We start from the raw sequence: 17,237 nt of genomic DNA, 5'->3' as shown, positions 1-17,237 counted from the left end.
GGGACGTGCCCCTAACATGGGCAGACTTCCCGAAAAGTGAAGACGGTTTCGGAACCTATGGCTGCGGCCCTCAGTCGCGGGGATGTGGCAAAAGCCCATATTTGGCGGGGGTTTGGCCGAATGCGCAGGGGGAACCGCGGTCGCGGGTTACCGGCGGGTCTACGATGGGAACGCCGCTCTGTCCTCGTCGTTGCGAGCGTATCGAAGCAAACCAGAGTACCTCCGCGGAGACAGTCCGGATTGCTTCGTCGCAAGAGCTCCTCGCAATGACGGAGAATGTCGGAAGGGCGCGTCGTCCATGCCTCACCCCGCCTTTGCCATCGTCTCCTTTACGGCCGCCACGAGCTGGCTGAGCGTGAACGGCTTTGGCAGGAAGTCGAACTGCTGGCCTTCGGGCAGGCTCTTTTCGAAGGCGTCCTCGGCGTAGCCGGAGACGAAGATGAACTTGATATCAGGGTTCCTCTCGCGCATCGCCTTCAGCAGCGTCGGACCGTCCATCTCGGGCATCACGACGTCGGAGACGACGAGATCGATCGCGCCGCTCTGCTCCTCCAAAACCTCCATGGCCTCGACGCCATTCTCGGCTTCGACCACGGTGTAGCCGCGCGAGCGCAGACCGCGTGCATTCAGCGCGCGCAGGCCCTCTTCGTCCTCGACGAGAAGGATGGTGCCCTGTCCGGTGAGATCGGTGCGCGGTTTGGCCTCCGCCGCCGCAGGTGCGGTCTCCTTCGCGGCGCCATTGGTAGCGCTGACCGCTGCGGCGGGCTGCTCCTGCACCTCCGGCTCGGCGTGATGGCGCGGCAGGAAGATATGGAACGAAGTCCCCTGCCCCGGCTCCGAGTCCACGTAAATGAAGCCACCGGTCTGCTTGACGATGCCGTAGACGGTGGAAAGCCCGAGGCCGGTGCCCTTGCCCACTTCCTTGGTCGAGAAGAACGGCTCGAAGATCTTGTCGCGGATATCGGCGGGGATGCCGGTGCCGGTGTCGGCGACCTCGATCCGCACATAGTCCGCGGCCGGCATGCCCTTGTAGGCGAGCTTGGCCGCTTCTTCCGCCGTGACGTTGGCGGTGCGGATGATCAGCTTGCCGCCGTCAGGCATGGCGTCGCGCGCGTTCACCGCGAGGTTGACGATCACCTGCTCGAACTGGGAGACGTCGACCTTCACCGGCCAGAGATCGCGGCCGTGGATGGTCTCGTGCTTGACCTTCTCGCCGATCAGCCGGCGCAGCAGCATCGCGAGATCGGAGAGCGCATCGCCGAGGTCGAGCACCTGCGGCCGCAGCGTCTGTCGCCGCGAGAACGCCAGCAACTGCCGCACCAGCGTCGCGGCGCGGGTCGCGTTCTGCTTGATCTGCATGATGTCCTGGAACGACGGATCGGTCGGCTTGTGCGCGTTCAGCAGGAAGTCGTTCGCCATCATGATGGCGGAGAGCACGTTGTTGAAGTCGTGGGCGATGCCGCCGGCGAGCTGGCCCACCGTCTCCATCTTCTGCGACTGGTTGATCTGGTTCTCCAGCGCGCGCCGCTCGGTGGTCTCGAGCATGTGCACGATGGCGGCTTCGGCGTCGTTCTCGGCGGCATCGACCGGCGTGACGAAGAACTGGCCCCAGCGCTCCTTGGTTCCTTCGAGCGCCACCTCGACCGGCGCGACGTCGGCCTGGCCCTCCGCGGCCTGGTTGATCGCCGCGATCAAGAGGTGCCGGTCGCGCGCATTGACCGCGCGGAAGATCGACTTGCTGGCGCTGTCGAGCCCGAGGGCCTGCCCCAGCTTGGCGTAGCGCGCGTTGGCGCGCACGACATTGCCGCCACGGTCGACGGTGGCGATCGCCATCGGCGTATGGTCGAAGAAGCGCATGAAGCGCACTTCGGCGGCGCGGTCGGGATCGCTGCGCTCGTCGCGGGCGCGGCTGATGACGAGCGTGCGCGACGGCCCCGGCGCGCCGTCGGCGCCGAAGGCGAGCTTGTGGTAGAGCCGCACCGGCATGGTCTTGCCGGTGCGCATGCGCAGATCGATGTCGAAGACTTCCGTCTTCACCTCGCCCGGCACCGCCACGATCGCTGTGAGCAGCGAGGCGCCATCGCCGGAGACGATGTCGGTGAGCTTCAGCCCGCCCGAGCCGATCTCGGCGAGATCGTAGTCGAGCCAGTTCGCCAGCGTCGCATTGACATAGGCGAGCTCGCCCGCCGGATTGACCGAGAAGAACCCGCAAGGCGCGTGATCGAGATATTCGATCGCGTGCTGGAGCTCCTGGAACACGTCCTCCTGACGCTCGCGGTCGCGGGTGATGTCGGCGATCGACCACACCGCGTATTTCGCCTCGCGCTTCCCGGTGCCGAGCGGGCGCACCCGCATGCGCAGCCAGCGGCCCTGGCTGCCGTCGTGGCCGGAGATGCGCACCTCTTCCTGCTGCCGTTTTCCTTCACGCGCGGCCTTGAGCAGGCGGAACACGGCTTCGGAGACGTCGGGGTTGCCGATGAAGACGCGCTCCACGGGCCGCACCTCCTGCGGGCCGGAGGCGCCGGTGAGCGTCAGATAGGCGGCGTTGGAATAGACCACGTGGCCGCGGGGATCGGTCACGGCCAGGCCGTCGAAGGCGTGGTCGGCAATGCGCCCCATCACGGGATCGTCGAGACTGCGGTCGACGAAGCGGATGATGCCGGCGGCGAAGGCGAACAGGTTGAACAGGCCGACCATCGCCAGCACGGCGAGGATGCCGAGGATATAGGGCTGCGCCTGCGCGCGCCCGAGCGTCATCAGGCCGACGGCGGCGGCGACCAGGCCGGCGGCCACCAGCAGCACCAGCGCAATGCTGCCCGAGCGTGGCGACGGCTCGTGCGCCGCAACGGGCTCGCGTGTGAGGTCGTGGTCGGTCTCAGCAGTCATCTCAAGCTGACGCAGCCTGTTGGAATAGAATCAACGCGCTGCGGCGCGCGTGGGGCCTTCCCTGCCTCAATCGGACCCGCAGGCGCAAGGGCAGCAAGGGTGAAAGGTACTCTGATTCCCAGATTACGGCCATTTCCGGTGATTTTCGGGTGTTTCATCACCGTCCGGCACCGAATCCGCGCTTCAGCCGCATGACGTAACCGATGACCTCGGCGACCGCATGGTAGTGCTCGGTCGGGATTTCCTGGTCGATTTCGACGGTGGCGTAGAGCGCGCGGGCCAGCGGCACGTTCTCGACGATCGGGATGTCGTGCTCGCGCGCGATCTCCCGGATCTTGAAAGCGAGGTTGTCGACACCCTTGGCGACGCAGATCGGCGCCGACATGCCACGCTCGTAGGACAGCGCAATCGAATAGTGGGTCGGGTTGGTGATGATCACGGAGGCATTGGGAACCGCTGCCATCATGCGCTTCTTGGAGCGCTGCTGGCGCAATTGCCGGAGCTTGCCCTTGATGTGCGGGTCGCCTTCGGACTGCTTGAACTCTTCCTTGATCTCCTGGAGCGACATCTTCTGCCGCTGGAACCAGCTCCGGTACTGGAAGAAGTAGTCGCCGATCGCGATGATCGCGAGCGCCGCAACCACGGCGCCGAGCAGGTGGATGGTCATGCTGGTGGTGGCACCCAGCATGGCGGCCGGATCGAGCTTGACCATCGCCTCCATGCGATGGCGCTCCGGCCACAGGACCGTGGTCATGACCGCACCAAGCACGATCAGCTTGCCGAGCCCCTTGAGGAAGTTCGCCGCCGCCTGCTTGCCGAAGATGCGCTTGAGGCCCTCGGCCGGCGACAGCTTGCTGAATTTGGGCTTGAGGGATTCGGCCGACCAGACCAGGCGGTGCTGGAGCATGTTGCCGGCAATCGCCGCCAAGACCAGCATCAGCAGGGGCACGCCGACCGCTGCGAGCACGGCGACTTCGATCTGCTGCATCAGCGCGAGCAGCGCCCGGCCGTCGGTCTTGATCATCCAGGAATTGGCGAGCAGGTTGCGCATCGGCGTCAGCAGCCCGCTGCCGACCGATCCCGAGAACGTCGAGACCACGAGCGTGCCGCCCGCGATCATGAACCAGGTGTTGATCTCCTGGCTCTTGGCGACGTCGCCACGTTCGAGCGCCTCTTCGAGACGCTTTTGCGTGGGGTCTTCTGTTTGACTCTCTGGATCGTTGTCTTCCGCCATCGATCACCTATTTCAGCGGCATCATCTGGTGCATGACACCGACGAAGTAGTCGAGATACGTGCCCATCATGGCGGTGAGCACCACGGCAAGCACGAGGAAACCCGCAAAGATCGACAGCGGCACGCCGACGAAATAGACCTGCATCTGCGGCATCAGCCGCGCCAGCACGCCAAGCCCGATGTTGAAGACGAGGCCGAACACCAGGAACGGCCCGGAGAGCTGCAGGCCGAGCAGGAATGCAGCGGAAAAGGCGCGCGTCGCCAGCGAGGCGACGTCGGCGCTGGATACCGTCTCGCCGGGGGCGAAGATCGTGTAGCTGTCGTTCAGCGCGGCGATCACCAGATGATGGCTGTCGGTGGCAAACAGCAGCGTCACCCCGAGCATGGTCAGGAAATTGCCGACCAGCACGCCCTGCTGTCCTTGTGTCGGATCGACCGAGGTGACGAAGCCGAGCCCCATCTGCTGAGCGATCACGGAGCCGGCGACCTGCAGAGCCGAGAGCGTCACGCGCGCCGTCGCCCCCAGCACGATGCCGATCACGATCTCGTGGAGCATCAGGACCAGGAGCGGCGCGAGCGAGCCCATGTCGACATGGTAGGCGTTACGATGCAGCGGCAGGATGATCAGCGTGAGCAGCAGCGCGATCGACAGCTTTATCCGCGTCGGGATATTGGTTTCGCCCAGCCCCGGCAGCAGCATCACCATCGCGCCGACCCTGGCGAAGGCGAGCATGAAGGAAGCGGCAAGCGCCGGCAGCAGCGAGACGTCGATGCGCATGACGGGCGCATTGTGCCTCAGCCGCCGATGATTCGCGATGAGATCCGCAGCATGTGGGAATGGAGTGCGTCGGCCATGAACGGCAGCGCCAGCAGCATCGTGGCAAAGATGGCCAGGATCTTCGGCACGTAGATCAGCGTCTGCTCCTGGATCTGCGTCAGCGCCTGGAACAGCGACACGACGACGCCGACCACGAGGCCGACCACCATCAGCGGCGACGACACGATCACGATGGTCCAGATCGCATCACGCGCGACGTCGAGGGTTTCAGGTCCGGTCATTTTGAATTCCTACTGTGAACTATTTTTCGTCATTCCTGGGCTCGCAAAGCGAGAACCCGGAATGACACCATCCGTCAGATCGGCATCTTCATGATGTCTTCATATGCCGCGATCACGCGGTCGCGGACCGAGACCAGCGTGGACACCGCAACGTCGGTGTCGGCGACCGCCGTCACCACGTCCATCACGTTGGCCTTGCCGGCGGCCATCGCCACCGTCTGCGCGTCGGACTTGCGGCCGGATTCCATGACGCTGCCGACGGCGTCTTTCAGAAGCGATGCGAAGGACTGCCCGCCGGCCTCGCTGCCCTTGCCGGCACCGTTGTTCTCCAGCACGCGGGCGAGGCTGGCATAAGCGTTGGCTGCGATTGTCGGTGATGCCATGGCTCAATTGTCCTGTTCAGCTCTTGAGGATGTCGAGCGTGCGCTGGATCATCCGGCGCGTCGCACTGATGATGTTGAGATTGGCCTCGTAGGACCGCTGCGCATCGCGCATGTCGGTCATCTCGACCACCGAGTTCACGTTGGGATATTTGACGTTGCCGGTTGCATCGGCCGCCGGATTGTTCGGCTCGTATTTGGTGCGGAAGTCCGACTGGTCGGGCTTGATCCTGCCGAGGGTGACGACCTGCGCGTCGAGCGTGCGGTCAAGCGCGGAGGAGAAGGTCGGCACCTTGCGCCGGTAGGGGTCGCCGCCGGCGGTCTGCGAGGTCGAATCCGCGTTCGCGATGTTCTCCGAGATCACCCGCATGCGCCCGGCCTGCGCGCGCAGGCCGGAGGTCGCGATCGCCATCGAGCGGGCAAAGTCGCTGCTGTCATTCGCCATGATGCGCTTCCCTCAGCTCTTTTGTTTGAGCATGATCTGGTCGGAAAACCGCCACACACTTTTCCGGATCATGCTCTAGCCTTTGCCGATTGCGGTCTTGAGCAGATGCAGGCTCTTGGAATAGAGCGAGGTCGCTGCCGCGTAGTCCATCTGGTTGCTGGCGGCCTTCATCATCTCCTCTTCGAGATTGACGGCGTTGCCCGCGGGACGGGTCTCGAAACCCGCATTCCTGTTCTGGTCGAAGGCCGAGGCCGCGCCGGATGGCGTCATGTGGGAACCGCTGGTGCGGGTGAGCGCCAGGGGGCCCATCGAGCCCGTGACGGCGCCCGATTTGTCGAGCTTCGGCTCGACCAGGTCGCGCGGCCGGAATTTGGGCGTGTCGGAATTGGAGACGTTCTCGGACAGGACGCGCTGGCGTTCCTGGTGCCACTGCATCTTGGTGCGAAGCGCCGACAGCACCGGGAGGTCGTTGATGGACATCGTTGCGGCTCCTTCCGCCTCACGGACCAAAGGCCCGAAGCTAGGCAGAATTTGCCGCGTCTATGGTTAACAGGTGGTTAAAGATGGCATCGATGCATGTCCCTTGGCGGGACACCATTTTGCGCCCCCGTGATTCTACGCGTCCAAAAGCGGCATTAACCCAACCGTTTGGCGGGCCATGCACAGGCCAAGAAGTCGTTTTGGATCGAGCGATTCATAGGTTATTAAGAGCTGGGGACGGCAAAACTTGCCGTGGGACGTTAAGAAGTCGCAGTTGGGGCATCCCACGCCGGTGGTTGGCGCATCTGACCATGGGCACGAGAAAAGCGCCATTTGTCGGGGACAAGTATGCAAGGCAGCCCTATCACCTTCATCGTGGCGTTCATCGTCGTTCTGGCGTTGATCGGCGTCGCCGCGTGGCTGGTTCGCCGATTCGCCACCAGCCGGCTCGGTGCCAACACCCAGCGCGGCCGGATGCCCCGGCTTGCCGTGATCGATGCCGCCGCGGTCGATGGCCGGCGCCGGCTGGTGCTGGTCCGGCGTGACAATGTCGAGCATCTGCTGATGATCGGCGGCCCCACCGACATCGTGGTCGAGCCGAACATCGTGCGCGCCGCGTCCGGCCGCGACCAGCTTCCGCAGCGTCCCAATGCCGCCGAGCCGCCGCGCCTTGCCCCGATGCCCGATACCAGCAGCTGGGCCGACGAAGCCCCGCGGCCCGAACTGCTCGATCATCCCGAACCGCAAATGCCCGAGCCGCCGCCGCGGCCCCCGCGTCCCTCCTTCGCCGACGAGGTACGCCGGCCCGCTCCCGCGCTGGCCGAGCGCCGCAGCGAACCGCCACTGGCGGGCTTTCCGCCTGAGCCGATCCTGCCGCCGCGCCCCGAGCGCGAGCCGCGCCCCGAGCCGATTCCGCCGCGCGTCGCCCGCAACGAGCCTCCGCTGATGCCACGTCCCCCGCGCCAGAGCGAGCCGGTGAAAGTGCCGCCGGTTCGCGCCGAGCGCGCGGCCGCGCCGCCTCCTCCGCCCGTGCCGCAGGCTCCGGCCGTTCCGCCGCCGGCCTCCGCTCCTGCCGCGCCCTCGAACGCCGAGCAGAATCTCGCCGAGATGGCGCAGCGTCTCGAAGCCGCGCTTCGCCGCCCCGCCGGCGAGACGGTCGCGCCTCCTGTTGCGCCGGAGCCCCCCGCTCCACCGCCGCCCCGCGCCGCACGCAGCGAGCCGCCGGCACCACCGGCCCCGCCCGCAAAGCCGGCCGCGGAGAAGACCAGCTTTGAAAATCTCGAAGACGAGATGGCCTCGCTGCTCGGCCGTCCGAAGCCGTCTTCGTGAGGCTGCCGGCCCTCCCGCGTAGAGTTGTTTTTCTTTCTGTCCTGATCGGCGCGGCTTCGCTCGCAAGCCTTGCGCATGCGCAGGACATCAGCATCAATCTCGGCGGTCAGGGGGGCGGCGGCGTCACCGAGCGCGCAATCCAGCTCATCGCGCTGCTCACGGTGCTGTCGATCGCGCCGTCGATCCTGATCATGATGACGTCATTCACGCGCATCGTGGTCGTATTGTCGCTGCTGCGCACCGCGATGGGCACGGCGACCGCGCCGCCAAACTCGGTGATCATTGCGCTGGCGATGTTCCTCACCTTCTTCGTGATGGGGCCGGTCTTGCAAAAATCCTACGACGAGGGCATCCGTCCGCTCGTCGCCAACCAGCTTGGCGTCGAGGATGCGCTCCAGCGCGCGTCCGTCCCCTTGCGCGGCTTCATGCAGAAGAACGTCCGCGAGAAGGACCTCAAGCTGTTCCTGGATCTCTCCGGCGAGCCGCCGCCGGCCACTCCCGACGATCTCGCACTGCGCATCCTCGTGCCCGCCTTCATGATCTCGGAGCTGAAGCGCGCCTTCGAGATCGGCTTCCTCCTGTTTCTCCCCTTCCTGATCATCGACCTCGTCGTCGCCTCCGTGCTGATGTCGATGGGCATGATGATGCTGCCGCCGGCGACGATCTCGCTGCCGTTCAAGCTGATCTTCTTCGTGCTGGTCGACGGCTGGTCGCTGGTGGCGGGGAGTCTGGTGCAGAGTTACGGGGGCGGATAACTGCGGCTCCATCCGCGGTCATGCCCCGGCCTGCCGTCTTCGCTGAAGCTTCGCCGGCCGAGCGCCCGTGTGGGCCCCTACCCCTTCACATCATACTGCTTGCTCAGGTGATCGCCGATCTGCACCAGCATGGCCACACTTTCCGGAAAGCCCGGCTTGTCGCGCGTGGCCTGGTCGGCATCGGCGCGGAACTCCCAGCTGTCGCCGTCACGAACGATCGAGATGGCGAGGCCGTCCGGACCATCGGCATGGGCCTTCAGTTCGGCTCGCGCCATGGCGATGAGTTCGGCTTCGGTCTTGGCAGGCTTGCTCATATCGACGCTCTCCCGGCATGAAGGTGCACAAGTTGCCGCCTTGCGCGGCACCTGTCGAGAGGCCCAGAGGTAGCAGGGTTCCTACCGCGTCATCTTGATCTGCCGCACGACGGGGATCGTGGGCAGCGAGCCGGTGTGGTCGGTCTCGTCCTTGGCCTGCGGCGAGGCCGGCGCGCGGGCGGTTGCGTCGGGGAAGCGCTGCTTCATCTCGCGCAGGAAGCCGTCGAGCGTGTCGACGCTGGCGGCGAGCTTGGCGATCTCGGCGAATTCGGCGCTGGAGGACGCTGCCGGCTTGCTCGCGATGTCGAAGGCGACCCGGTCCGCACTCTCGCTCATCAGCGGTGCATATTTCTCGCGGAAGCGCGACAGGCCGATCGAGTCGTCGGCGAGCGCATAGCCAACGGCCGCGCGAATGATGTCGCTCTTCTCCACCGCGTTGAGCGGCTTGAAGTCGCGGAAACGGTCGCCGTAATAGAGCTCGATCTGCTCGGCTGATTCGCGCCAGCGCCGCGCCGCCCAGAAGATGTCGGAGCGCAGGCGGAGCCCTTCGCGCCCGGAAACGTTGGAGACGATGTCGAGCGCGAGATCGTGGCGGCCGACGTCGCTCTGCGCACGCGCCTCCAGCAGCAGCCGCTGCTGCCGCAGCTCGCCGGAGAGATCGCTGATGCGGCTGGCGCGCAGCGCCGAGATCGCCATGTCGGGCTTGCGATTGGCGAGGTAGATCATGGAAAGGCGCGCGGCGACCTGGGCGCGGGCTGCACCTTCGAGGCGATGGTCGACCTGATACTGCAACAGCTCGGCGGCCTGGTCGAGCAGGTCGATCGAGGCGAGACGGTCGGCGAGGCGGCGGATCAGCTCGTCGCCGCGACGTCCAATCGGCGTCAGCTCGCGGAACTCGTAGAACATCCCGAGCGCCTCGACCGGCGGCAATTCGTCGCCCTTGGGCCCCAGGAAGATCTGCGTGAACAGGTCGGAGGCGAGGTCCTGCGCCTGACGCGAGGCCTCGGCGTTCGGCTGGAGCTTTGTCGCGGTGCGCGCCGCGCTCAGCGCGTCCCGGTAGCGCCCGTTCTCGGCATATATCTGCGACAGCATCTGGAGAGTCTTGACCTCGATCGAGTCGCCCCGCCAGGTCATCGACAGCGTCTCGAGCTCTCGCAGCGCGTCTTCCTTGCTGATCTCGTCGCGCTTCTGCCGCAGCGCCACTTCGAGCTGCTTGGCCTCGGCGGCCGCCTGACGATCGTTCGAGGCGACCGCGAATTTGTAGTCGTCGAGCGCGTCCTTGTCGTGGCCGAGCGCCTCGGCGAGCCGGCCGCGCAGCACGGCGAAGCCGGGCGCCGCCTCGGGCGATACGCCGACCACCTCGATCTCGCTGCGGCGCTTGGAGGCGCCGGCATAATCCTTCACCTCGAGCGAGGCGCGCATCGCCTCCATCGTCACGATGCGCTGGATGTCGATCGGCAGCGAGGCGATGGCGAATTCGACGTTCTTGAACTTCTCGCGCGCATCCGCCCATTTGCCCTGGCGCGCATAGGCGAGCGCCTTCCAGAGCTGGGAATCGTGGCTGTTACCGATCACGGGGTTGGCGAGGTCCTTCAAGCCCTGCGCCGGCCGGCCGATCAGAATGCTCGCGATCGCATGCATGATCAGCGCGCCGCTCTCCTCCTTGTTGAGGGGATCGGTCAGCATCAGGTCGGTCACCGACTTGGCTTCGTGGTACATGGCGCGCGACATGTAGAACTGCGCGAGATCGAGCCGCGGTAGCGAGCGCTGCGCCGGCTCGACGGCCGAGATCGCCGCAATCAGGCTGCCCTGGCGCGTCCAGAAATCCTCCGACTGGCCTTTGCGCCAGCCTTCCGGACTGAAGACCGGCCGCACCGCGGTCGGCGCCCGCTCCGCGGAGATATCGACCGGCGACAGCGTCAGTCCGCCCTTCTTGCCGAGAATGACCTTGTCGGATCCGACCTCGACGCCGACCTCGTCGGAGTTCGGCCGGATCGCGATGCCGTGCGCGGATTCCAGCAGCGAGAGATCGACGAGATCCTGCCGCTTGATGAAGCCGCGCACCGGGCGCTGCCCGGTGACGACATAGAGCGTGTCGCCGGCGTCGGGATCGGTCAGCTTGTGCAACAGGCCCGGATTGGCGAACGGGATCGCGATATTGGCGAGCGCGGGGTCGGTGATATTGCGCGACATCATCAGCGGCAGCGGCGTCGCCTGGATCTTGTCGGCGAGCGTCAGGAGCCAGTTGGTCTCCTTGCCGACCTCCTCGCTCGTCAGCGAGTAGACCAGCGGCCGGGTGAGACGAATGCGGACCGCCTGCCCCTTGTCGAGCGGCATGCGGCTGACCTCGCCGATCATCGCACCGCCCCGGGTGCGGATCGCCTCGACGTCGATCGGCTTCGGCGTATCGAACACCAGCCACACCGTGTCGCCGCGGCGGAACGCCGCCGCAGGCGTTGCCACCTGAAGCGGGAAGATCACGCGCAAGCCATCGCTGTCGCGGCGCACATCGACGCTGGCCACAGTGGGCTGCGGCGCGGCCGGCGCCTCGGCAGGTGCGGCCTTGACCGCTTCTTTCGGTGCGACCTTAACGGGCTCCTGCGCAGCTTCCTTCACGACCTCTTTGGGCGCTTCGACGACGGCAGGCGTCATCGGCGCGACGGGAACGGCCGGCGCGACGGCCTCCGCAGGCTTGGGTGCTTCGGCCGCGGGAGCCGGCGCAGGCTTCGGTGCCTCTACGGACGGCATCGCCGCCGGAGCTTCCGGCTTCACCTCGGATTTGACATCGATCTTCGCTTCGCGCGCGATCGTCTCGGACGTCGGCGGCGCGATCTCGCGATGAGCGTCCTTCGACTTCTCCGCCGCCGGCTTTTCCGGTGCCGGTCCATGGCTTTGGGCCACGGGCTTGGCCTGCGCAATCACGGATTCGGCCGTTGCGGCGGTCTTGCCCTTGTCCGGCTGGAAAGAGACGTCGACGACGTAGTTCTTGTCGTCGCGGAAGGAGTGCACGTCGGAATCGCCGATCAGCGCGATCTCGACACTGGTCTGGTCGATGTCGGCCTTCTGCTTGATCGAGGCGACGTTCGGGGGCGCGGCGACGACGGCGTCCGCGAGATCGAAATTGAGACCGGCATTGAACGCGAGCGTGAGCTTCTGCTCGTTGAGCACGGAGGAGACGCCGACGCCGTCGGGCATCTCGAACACGAAGCGCACGAAGGTCGGCTGGATCGAAGCACGCACGCGGATCGGCGGGCGTTTCTTGCTCTCGGCCGCAGCGCGCTGGGCGCGCAGCGCCCGCTCGGCGACGCGGGCGCGCTCCGCGAGTTCCTTCACCACCTCGATCGGCAGGCTCGGCGGCGGCCCCTTCCAGCCCTCCGGCAGCAGGTCGATGAAGGTGCGCTCGCCGGCATTCATTGTGTTGACGGTGACGCGCCGCGCCAGCGACAGGCGGATGGCGCTGCCGTCGGGATCGCGGCGGGCGGAATTGACGTAGTCGGGCGCACCTTCCGGAACGCGATCGACGGGAACGTCGACCGCCCGGTCGAAGCGGATGATGAGAATGGAGCCGGCCGTGGTCACCTCGGAGGGAACGTCCTCGCCGAGCTTGATAACCAGACGGGCAAAGCCGCCGCCGGCCGAGAAGGTCGCCTCGCCCCGGACCGTATCGGCGGCATGGGCGGACGCACCGAGGCCGATGAACAGGCAGGCCGCCAGCACGGACGCCTTGCGGACATGACTGGAAAGCCCCCGCGCCAGAGCGCGGGCTCGCGACATAAATCCAGCGGCAGCCTTCTGCGCCATTGGCGGCGTTTCTTCCGGTTCGGCGGTCCATGCCGGCACTGCGCCGGCCCGTGCCGTCGACTGTAGGTTTTGCCAATTAAGGACTTGTTAATGCTGTAGCGACGGATTGATCCGGCACAATGCGTCGCGCCGCCTTGCTTGCGGGCTGAGGCGTTCGTGCTTCGAATCTGGAGAGCAAGTGGTTAAGGAGGTATTAACGCCTCGTCGTCCGCCCCCGTCAGGAATGCCAATCAAACCCCGCGATTGGCCGGCAAGGAATTCACAGTGTCTCGCGCTTCGCGAATTGACTGCAAGGCCAATCGTTTTTCCGAGATTCGGCTCTCGACGTACTCACGCTCGAGATCCGTCAGCGGCGTGTTCAACAACCGCTGATAGCGGCGAATGCTATCGTCGTGAGCTTGAATGAGCGCGAACCTTGCAACCATAGTCACCTCCAATTCGTTCCGCTCACCAGGTCAACTCAGTTGTATCGACGCCATAACGCGCGAACTCGTCGTCGATGTTCTTCTGAATCGTCTTTGCAGTCGAAATGTCAGATTTTCCGCCGATCGCATCGCCCTGCTTCAGCTTGGCAAGCCCGCGGCCAAAAAGCGCACTCGCCAATTCCGGGGCGGCTCGCAAGGCAGAATTGTAGTCATCGATCGCCGCACCGAACTCACCCATCTTCAAGTGGATCAGCCCACGCGAGTCGTACACGGCGCTGGTTGAACCCGATTGAAGCGCTCTGTCGCAATCCGCCAGCGCTTCTCGCGAGGCACCGAGAACCGCCCGGGTCCAACATCGTCCGCTCCATGCCGCCTGCGAGGCGGGCTGGAGACGGATTGCCTCGTCGTAATCATGCGCCGCGCGCTGGTGGTCGTTCTTCTTCAGGTAGGCTCCGGCGCGGTTGACGAAGGCTGCGCCATAGCCAGGATCGAGCTTGATCGCATCATCAAAGGCTTCAATCGCGAGCTCATATTCGCGTCTCCTCAAGTGAGCCACGCCGCGATTGTTAAAGGCCTTTGCGTATGTCGGATTGAGTGCGATCGACTGATCGAAATCGCGGATGGCGCTGTCGTAGTCGCCCTTTGCAGTGTAGGCGCTGCCACGATTGTTATACGCGATTGCCAGAGCTGCCCTCGAATCTGGACGCGCCTGTATGAAAGTCGTGCAGGCACCGATCCGGGCATCGAACGAGGTGGTACCCGTCCCGTTGCACAGTTCGATGTTGCTGAGATAGCTGTCCGTCACCCTGGAGTTCTGGGCCCCGACGGGCAAGCCGGTCAACATCAGCACGACAAGCGCCAGTCCGCCTTCAGCAATGGAGGATCCTGGTTTCATGTCAGGCTCCCGATCTTCTGAGATCTGGCGATTGCACGGGCTGAGACCAATTCTAGCAGCCGCGGCAGATGTTCAGATTGAGCCTGTGCTCGGCCCTTTTCTCGGGTTGGGGTGTCGCTGCTGGGCCGGGCTTCTTCGTATATTTGCTCTTGCCCTCTTCGATCAGGGTGGAAAACCTGGCGGTTCCATCGTCGGAGATTTCGACGTGAGGTGTGGTGCCTCGAATGCCCATCGTCGCGACCGGCGTTTCGATCTTCATGTCGCCGGTCTTCGCAACCTGGCCGGCAACAAAAACGAACGTACCCTTGGTCAGGTTGAAGACTGTCGAATTGGACTTTCCACCCGGCTCGTAGACGTATTCGTCCAATGTCATGCGGGCGTTGCTCGACAAGTTGAACGAAGTTCCATCCACGAAGTTGATGCCGACCCGACTGTCGGCACCGGTTCGAACCAAATCGCCCAAATAGACGGGATCACCGATCTTCGTCTGGATGGATTCGCCCCCGACGTTTGCCTGGACTATGGCGGCGCCCGCATGCTCGATGATGACCGAGCCATCGGCTGCCACCACTTTCCCGATTGGCTTTGATGACGAGTCCAGCACGGCAGGCCGCGGAGAATCGCTCTGTGCCTGAACCGGGCGGGGTGACCAACCGGCCAGCGCAAAGACGAGACCTGCCACGAGAACAATCGTTGCGCGAGTGCCCATGGCTTCCTCCTTCTCGAAGATATGGTCCTTGAGCATCCGAACAGCGCCGGCGAAAGCCTCCGCCATCATGGCAGACCGGCCACAACAAACCACGACGGTCAAAATGGTTATTCCGGCTTACCCCGAATGGCTAATCGCCGTGTCCGAAAGAGTCACTATCCGCGCAAGGTAATTTCAAACAGCTTTTGGCGTCGAAAGCGGTGCCGTCGGCCGAAAACGACAGCAGTTCTGCCGTGATCAGCCTAGGCGGAATTCTCGGAAACTACGACCTTTAGCGGGCATGGCTGAGGTTGCCGGCACAAATTTGCTCCCGATCGCGTGACGCGGCAGGCCGGCCAAGACGCGGCGGTATATGGCGAATTAGGCAATCGAGGTTGGAAAATGGCCGTCACGTCCACTGCAAAGCACGGGGACGAGCGCGAAGCCGCTGCGGCCCAGCATCGCCGAGTGAAGACGGCGAAGAGCAGCTCTCCTGACATACCCGTTATTCAATCTCATGAGCGAGCCTCTGCCGGTCGCTTCGGGATGCTGTCGCTCACGGCATTGCTCTTCTCGATGATCAAAGAGGTCAGGGCCGCAGACCCGAACGCAACGTTCCTCGACGACGATACGATTACATACAAGGACTTTGCACACGGCTCGTTCGAGCTCACGACCAAGGAGCCAACCCCGCGGCACATCATCGTCGAGGACCCCGGACAGACGGTCATGCTGAGCAAGGTCGGCTCAGGGCTTGCCGTGAACCAGCTCGACAACAGCCCTGCGCGCATGGAGGAGCTGCGGGTGGCCCAGCAGGAGGCGCTCGAAAATTTCTCGAAGGGATTTGGCAAGAACGGGTCCGGCACCCCACCGTTCGTCGAATCTCTGCCGCTGGAGCCGATCAATTTCATACCGCCTGAGGAGCCAAACGCACTGCCACCGTTGCTGCCGATCGTCATCACGGTGCCCGACATCATCACCACCGTGCGGACGCCGCCGACCTTGAATGTGCAGGCGGGCCCGGTTGAACTCGACACGGTCAAGTTTGACGTCTTCACCGCAACGACGGGAACGTTCAGCGCCAGCAGCTCCAGCTCCAACGCCGCGCTGACTTTCGGCATCAGCGGAGGCGCTACGGGCACTACCGTGCTGGATGGTGCGACCTACGACATATCGAAGACCGGCTCTTATGGCACGCTTTATCTGAACAGCAGGACTGGCGCCTATGCCTTCGCTCCCGACAGCGGCGCGATCAACGCGCTGAAGACGTCGACCACCGACGGCTTTGTGATCACCGTGTCCGACGGGTCGCTTTCGGCTAAAGAGGCCTTCACGATCAACATCAACGGAGCCGACGACGCGGCGATCATCTCCGGCACGACGACCGGCTCGTCAATCGAACTCGGCAGCGGCGCCAATGCTGTAGCCGGCCCTCCTGTCACAACCGGCAAGCTTTCGGACGTCGACGTCGACGACCCCGTCAACACTTTCACGGCCGTCGATTCGCCGACGTGGAGTGAGCACGGCTACGGCACTTTCACGATGACCGCCGACGGCGTCTGGCGCTACACGCTCGATCAATCCAACGGCGCAGTGCAGGCTCTGAACGTCGGCAAGACGCTGACCGATACCTTCACGGTGACCAGCATCGGCGGGACCCCGCAGTTGATTACCATCACGATCGACGGCTCCAACGATGCTGCCGTCGTTTCCGGGACGACGACCGGCACCGTAACGGAAGCCGCGTATGGGAAGCGCGAGACCTCGACCGTGACCGGCAAGCTTGCAGATGCGGATGTCGACAATACTCCCGACAGCTTCACGCCGGTGACCTCGCCAACGATGAGCGACCACGGTTACGGCCGCTTCCAGATGACGGCTGACGGCGTCTGGACCTACACGCTCGATAACGCCAATTGCGTCATCCAGGCGCTGAACGCCTGCGACACCCTGACCGACACTTTCACCGTGACCACCATCGACGGCACCGCGCAGGTGGTGACGATCACCATCCACGGCACGAACGATCCGGCCATCATCCACGGCTGCATCACTGGTTCGGTGATCGAATCCAGTTGCGAGGAACGTGGCAAGCCGACGGCGAGCGGCAGACTGACTGACACCGACGTCGACAACGCGCCCAACACATTCACGCCGGTCTGTTCGGCGACACCGAGCGCGGGCGGCTACGGCACCTTCACGATGACCGCCGCCGGCGTCTGGACCTACGCGCTCGATAACGCCAATTGCGTCGTCCAGGCGCTGAACGCCTGCGACACCCTGACCGATACTTTCACCGTGACCACCATCGACGGCACCGCGCAGGTGGTGACGATCACCATCCACGGCACGAACGATCCGGCCATCATCCACGGCTGCATCACCGGATCGGTAACCGAGCCCGGTTGCGAGGACCGCGGCAAGCCGACGGCGAGCGGCAGACTAACTGACACCGACGTCGACAACGCGCCCAACACATTCACACCGGTCTGTTCGGCGACACCGAGCGCGGGCGGCTACGGCACCTTCACGATGACCGCCGCCGG

At 64.7% G+C, this 17,237-nt stretch carries 15 protein-coding genes; 3 read left to right on the top strand and 12 right to left on the bottom strand.

The annotated features are described in order from the left end of the window. Positions 1-303 precede the first annotated feature (303 nt). The 7 genes from cckA to flgB form a co-directional block, all read right to left on the bottom strand. Positions 304-2,886 carry a cell cycle histidine kinase CckA gene (gene cckA, locus JQ627_RS27150; RefSeq protein ID WP_212487211.1) on the bottom strand — a complete coding sequence of 861 codons (2,583 nt, stop codon included), beginning with the start codon at positions 2,884-2,886 and terminating at the stop codon, positions 304-306. Between the two features lie 157 nt (positions 2,887-3,043). After that, on the bottom strand, positions 3,044-4,120 hold the full coding sequence (flhB, locus tag JQ627_RS27145; protein ID WP_212487210.1) for a flagellar biosynthesis protein FlhB: 1,077 nt from the start codon (positions 4,118-4,120) through the stop codon (positions 3,044-3,046). Positions 4,121-4,127: 7 nt separating this feature from the next. After that, a complete protein-coding gene (gene fliR, locus JQ627_RS27140) occupies positions 4,128-4,898 on the bottom strand; it encodes a flagellar biosynthetic protein FliR (protein WP_212487207.1) in 771 nt (256 codons plus the stop codon). Positions 4,899-4,915: 17 nt separating this feature from the next. Beyond that, a complete protein-coding gene (gene fliQ / locus JQ627_RS27135) occupies positions 4,916-5,179 on the bottom strand; it encodes a flagellar biosynthesis protein FliQ (RefSeq protein WP_007612284.1) in 264 nt (87 codons plus the stop codon). A 74-nt stretch (positions 5,180-5,253) separates the two neighbouring features. Continuing rightward, the gene (fliE, locus tag JQ627_RS27130; protein ID WP_212487205.1) at positions 5,254-5,562 is read right to left on the bottom strand and encodes a flagellar hook-basal body complex protein FliE; all 309 of its coding nucleotides are present in this window, start codon (positions 5,560-5,562) and stop codon (positions 5,254-5,256) included. A gap of 16 nt (positions 5,563-5,578) precedes the next feature. Continuing rightward, positions 5,579-6,004, bottom strand: coding sequence for a flagellar basal body rod protein FlgC (flgC, locus tag JQ627_RS27125; RefSeq protein WP_212487204.1), 426 nt, complete (start codon positions 6,002-6,004; stop codon positions 5,579-5,581). A gap of 75 nt (positions 6,005-6,079) precedes the next feature. Continuing rightward, positions 6,080-6,484, bottom strand: coding sequence for a flagellar basal body rod protein FlgB (flgB, locus tag JQ627_RS27120; RefSeq protein WP_212487202.1), 405 nt, complete (start codon positions 6,482-6,484; stop codon positions 6,080-6,082). A 348-nt stretch (positions 6,485-6,832) separates the two neighbouring features. On the opposite strand from flgB, the gene JQ627_RS27115 reads away from it, so the two are divergent. After that, positions 6,833-7,813 (top strand): flagellar biosynthetic protein FliO, encoded by a 981-nt coding sequence (locus tag JQ627_RS27115; protein ID WP_212487200.1) that lies wholly within the window; start codon positions 6,833-6,835, stop codon positions 7,811-7,813. Next, positions 7,810-8,568, top strand: coding sequence for a flagellar type III secretion system pore protein FliP (gene fliP, locus JQ627_RS27110; protein ID WP_212487198.1), 759 nt, complete (start codon positions 7,810-7,812; stop codon positions 8,566-8,568). Before JQ627_RS27115 ends, fliP begins: the two co-directional genes overlap by 4 nt. 77 nt (positions 8,569-8,645) lie before the next feature. Here fliP and JQ627_RS27105 read toward each other — a convergent pair whose 3' ends face one another. From JQ627_RS27105 to JQ627_RS27085, 5 genes are all read right to left on the bottom strand, one after another. Then, positions 8,646-8,882, bottom strand: coding sequence for a hypothetical protein (locus tag JQ627_RS27105; protein ID WP_212487195.1), 237 nt, complete (start codon positions 8,880-8,882; stop codon positions 8,646-8,648). An 81-nt stretch (positions 8,883-8,963) separates the two neighbouring features. Next, complete coding sequence (locus JQ627_RS27100) at positions 8,964-12,683, bottom strand: tetratricopeptide repeat protein (RefSeq protein ID WP_212487193.1); 3,720 nt, start codon at positions 12,681-12,683, stop codon at positions 8,964-8,966. Positions 12,684-12,913: 230 nt separating this feature from the next. Next, the gene (locus JQ627_RS27095) at positions 12,914-13,108 is read right to left on the bottom strand and encodes a hypothetical protein (protein WP_212487192.1); all 195 of its coding nucleotides are present in this window, start codon (positions 13,106-13,108) and stop codon (positions 12,914-12,916) included. 22 nt (positions 13,109-13,130) lie between these two features. Then, positions 13,131-14,003, bottom strand: coding sequence for a tetratricopeptide repeat protein (locus JQ627_RS27090; protein WP_212487190.1), 873 nt, complete (start codon positions 14,001-14,003; stop codon positions 13,131-13,133). Between the two features lie 52 nt (positions 14,004-14,055). Then, positions 14,056-14,805, bottom strand: a complete 750-nt coding sequence (locus JQ627_RS27085; RefSeq protein WP_312015812.1) for a FecR family protein — start codon at positions 14,803-14,805, stop codon at positions 14,056-14,058. A 225-nt stretch (positions 14,806-15,030) separates the two neighbouring features. Here JQ627_RS27085 and JQ627_RS27080 point away from each other — a divergent pair. Then, a partial coding sequence (locus tag JQ627_RS27080; RefSeq protein WP_312015811.1) for a VCBS domain-containing protein occupies positions 15,031-17,237 on the top strand: 2,207 nt, incomplete at its 3' end.

Origin of the sequence: Bradyrhizobium liaoningense (genome assembly GCF_018130785.1) — a bacterium.
In the GTDB taxonomy this organism is placed as follows: domain Bacteria; phylum Pseudomonadota; class Alphaproteobacteria; order Rhizobiales; family Xanthobacteraceae; genus Bradyrhizobium; species Bradyrhizobium liaoningense_A.
This window is presented reverse-complemented; position numbering and strand designations above follow the sequence as displayed.

Coding starts and splice junctions, on each gene's coding strand:
- cckA (WP_212487211.1), bottom strand. CDS start 2,886: ATGACTGCTGAGACCGACCACGACCTCACACGCGAGCCCGTTGCGGCG.
- flhB (WP_212487210.1), bottom strand. CDS start 4,120: ATGGCGGAAGACAACGATCCAGAGAGTCAAACAGAAGACCCCACGCAA.
- fliR (WP_212487207.1), bottom strand. CDS start 4,898: ATGCGCATCGACGTCTCGCTGCTGCCGGCGCTTGCCGCTTCCTTCATG.
- fliQ (WP_007612284.1), bottom strand. CDS start 5,179: ATGACCGGACCTGAAACCCTCGACGTCGCGCGTGATGCGATCTGGACC.
- fliE (WP_212487205.1), bottom strand. CDS start 5,562: ATGGCATCACCGACAATCGCAGCCAACGCTTATGCCAGCCTCGCCCGC.
- flgC (WP_212487204.1), bottom strand. CDS start 6,004: ATGGCGAATGACAGCAGCGACTTTGCCCGCTCGATGGCGATCGCGACC.
- flgB (WP_212487202.1), bottom strand. CDS start 6,484: ATGTCCATCAACGACCTCCCGGTGCTGTCGGCGCTTCGCACCAAGATG.
- JQ627_RS27115 (WP_212487200.1), top strand. CDS start 6,833: ATGCAAGGCAGCCCTATCACCTTCATCGTGGCGTTCATCGTCGTTCTG.
- JQ627_RS27105 (WP_212487195.1), bottom strand. CDS start 8,882: ATGAGCAAGCCTGCCAAGACCGAAGCCGAACTCATCGCCATGGCGCGA.
- JQ627_RS27100 (WP_212487193.1), bottom strand. CDS start 12,683: ATGGCGCAGAAGGCTGCCGCTGGATTTATGTCGCGAGCCCGCGCTCTG.
- JQ627_RS27095 (WP_212487192.1), bottom strand. CDS start 13,108: ATGGTTGCAAGGTTCGCGCTCATTCAAGCTCACGACGATAGCATTCGC.
- JQ627_RS27090 (WP_212487190.1), bottom strand. CDS start 14,003: ATGAAACCAGGATCCTCCATTGCTGAAGGCGGACTGGCGCTTGTCGTG.